Origin of the sequence: Anaerosporobacter sp. (genome assembly GCF_031551385.1) — a bacterium.
Taxonomy (GTDB): domain Bacteria; phylum Bacillota; class Clostridia; order Lachnospirales; family Lachnospiraceae; genus Anaerosporobacter.
In genome coordinates this window covers 1-3,057 of sequence record NZ_JAVBNS010000095.1, presented here as the reverse complement: position 1 = coordinate 3,057, position 3,057 = coordinate 1, and the positions used below count along the sequence as shown (strand labels likewise).

General features: G+C 35.1%; 3 protein-coding genes. 2 read left to right on the top strand and 1 reads right to left on the bottom strand.

What is annotated here, in order from left to right; all coding sequences use genetic code 11:
* Positions 1–174: 174 nt before the first annotated feature.
* Together RMR19_RS09015 and RMR19_RS09010 are read left to right on the top strand one after the other, a co-directional pair.
* Positions 175–537, top strand: coding sequence for a hypothetical protein (locus RMR19_RS09015; protein ID WP_310603163.1), 363 nt, complete (start codon positions 175–177; stop codon positions 535–537).
* A 4-nt stretch (positions 538–541) separates the two neighbouring features.
* Complete coding sequence (locus RMR19_RS09010) at positions 542–1,225, top strand: BglII/BstYI family type II restriction endonuclease (protein ID WP_310603162.1); 684 nt, start codon at positions 542–544, stop codon at positions 1,223–1,225.
* Positions 1,226–1,238: 13 nt separating this feature from the next.
* Here the strand turns inward: RMR19_RS09010 and dcm are convergent, their stop codons facing one another.
* Entirely contained in the window at positions 1,239–2,492 is a 1,254-nt protein-coding gene (dcm, locus tag RMR19_RS09005) for a DNA (cytosine-5-)-methyltransferase (RefSeq protein ID WP_310603161.1), read from the bottom strand.
* Positions 2,493–3,057: the final 565 nt, after the last annotated feature.

Genomic DNA, 3,057 nt, shown 5'->3' with positions numbered 1-3,057 from the left:
ATATTTTAAATAAAGATGGCAATACTATAATTAGAAGTAATTTCGACAGCAAAGTAAAAATAAAATCGACACAAAACATTACATATCTAATTCAAATCAAAAAGATTCAACTCCCACAGACACAGAAAAATTTACGCCCTCGAAAAATGGGAGACTTCTACATTTGGTACATATTTGAGCCAAACAAGATTTCTTTTTGTTGTCTATAAATTTGATGAAAATAATGAACTGCATTTAAAAGGATGTCAGTTCTGGAATATTCCATATGTAGACCTAACTGCAGAAGTGCAGAAAGTTTGGAGAATGACTCAGCAGGTACTCAATGAGGGATTGCAGATAACCAAGAAAAATGGAAAGAATTATAGTAATTTACCAAATGAATCAGAAAATCCAGTTTGCCATGTGCGTCCACATGGTCGGGATTCAAAAGACACTTACGAGTTGCCAGATGGTAGAGAATACCCTAAACAGTGTTTTTGGTTGAATAAAAGATATATACTAAAACAATTAATGCAAGAATTTAAGGAAGGAGAATAAAATATTGATAGTAAAGACATACTCATATCGGTATGCAGAAGAAATTCTTCAGCATCCAAAACATATAGACGCTTATAATGAACTAATAGAAATTTGTAGAGGGTGTCCTATACCTGTTTTCGCTGGAAAGTCAACGAAACAGACATCAAAGGATGTTGTACAGCAAGTCATGAATACATATTTTTTAGAAGCTTTTATTAGTAAGGGATGGGAAGCAGAACCGTTGGCGACACCAAATGACTCCGAGGACTCATTACGCTCTGATTTCAGAAAATCTTTTTACACTGGAGATGAAAATAGCATTACCATTCAAGTAGAGGTGGAATTTGGAAATGTAGCTAGTTCATATAGAAATTATTTTAAATTCCAATTATCTTATTCCTATGACATGACAGATATTTGTGTAATAATTGTACCATCTTGGCACTTAGCAAATAGAATTGATTCTGGTGTTTCAAATTATGAAAAAGTTTTAAGGGAGATTCCATCTGCAAAACTTTCGATAACGGTTCCAGTATTAGTGGTAGGTCTATTTGACATGGATGATGCAGGAAGCGATTTGGAAATTTGGGATTTAAAAAAGGAGTGTACTCAACTTAAAGTGGTACAAAACAAGAATAAATCTTTTACAGAAGCTCATATAAGATTAATTAAAGCATATGTAGAGAGAATAAATAATCTGGAATAAAACACCCGGGAGACTACATAGCCTCTCGGGTTTCGTGGTTTTTATCAGACAAGATTACTTCGCTTTCACGAGTAAAAACGGTATTTAAATAAGCGCCCATCCGGGTAATAATGCCAACAACCAGTGCATTTCCCATACAGAAGTAGCGGAACTTTTCAGGCATACCAGTATTTGTCCAATTGTCGTCAAATCCTTGAATTCGTTCAGCCTCTAAAGGAGTAATTAAACGAAGCTGTTTTGTTTGAGGATCCTCAATAACATGGGTACTTCTATTAAGACTGGATTCACTTGTAAGCATTGTCCGAGCTGGTTTATCTATTGGATCCGGAAATGCAATAGGTCCCTCAGAAAAGGTATATGTATGACCAGTTTTGCTTGTACGCTGAATTTTCTTTGAGCCTTTAAGATACGTCCATTTTTCGAGGTTGTTACCTAAATAAAAGCGTTGATTAACATTGGTTTCAATAATGCTTCTCAAGGTGGTTACGTCTTCATACAAGGGAGTAGAATCGCATGTATATATTGAACCATTATACATGAAACCGGAATTTCCAAAATCATATGAAAAATGTTCTGTCACATCAACAAGGTCTGTTTCGGTAAGCTCTGTATTACGAATAGCATCTACGGAGACACCCTCAATTTTAAAGGTGTGAGCAAAAAATCCTACATTGTTAAAAATACATTCTGGATGCTTCACTGATTTTAAGATATATGTAGAATACTTGGTTGTATTTTTATATGCAAATATAAATACTCTGCGTCTTCGCTGAGCAAAACCATATTCGGCAGCATTGATGATGCGCCATTCAACGTTATATCCTAATTGATGGAAACAAGTAAGGATAATTCCAAAATCTCTACCCCGCTGGTTTGCAGGAGACTTTAATAAACGGTCAACATTTTCCAGAATAACAAAACTTGGATTCTTTGTTTCGAGAATTTCCCTAATATCCCACCAAAGAACTCCTTTCTTTCCATTAATACCAGTAGCCCCGGTCCTTGCAACTGAATAGTCTTGACATGGGAAGCCTCCCACCAATAAATTGTGGTTAGGAATAGTTTTTTTATCTATTTCAGATATGTTTCTATTTACATGATTTTCATTGTTTCCAAAATGAGTGCAATAACAATCAAATGCATGCTGAGTTTTTTTGCCAGGCTCCCATTGATTAGCCCACACAGTGGTCCAATCTTTATCAGCTCTTTCTAAGCCTAAACGAAATCCACCAACACCTGCGAAAAGTTCACAAACAGTTTTATGCATTTGTGAGGCACCTCCTATATAGTAATAAGAACGATCGTTCGATTAGTTTATCTTACATCAACTTAGCGACTTTGTAAAGTAAATTATTTATAAACTGAATATATAATAGCATATATTTAAGACTATGACAAGATCAAAATAAATATTGGAAGTTAAAATTTAACCAGCACTTACCCTGCATCCAATCACAGAGATATACAGCAATGAAATATTAGCGGATAAAGACATTTCCATTGACCATTTTGTCCCCTGGTCGTATGTGGCGCATGATGAATTTGGAATCTTCATCCGACTACAAGAAGCATACATAGTAGTAAGAGCAACAATTTACCGGATTGGAACCATCTTGATAGCCGCTTCACAATCAAATATTTCAAATGCTCATAGATTATCAATAGAATTCAACCCTTCAATGAAAGCAAAATTGTAAGTGCTTCAAAAGATGGCGTCATGTACAGAATGGCATTTTTATGCTAATCTGGTAACATCATTTATTGAAGCACTTTTTATGTGTTCTTTTTAACCGGCACTGTTCTGGTAATTCATCTGACCATGGCAGATATCT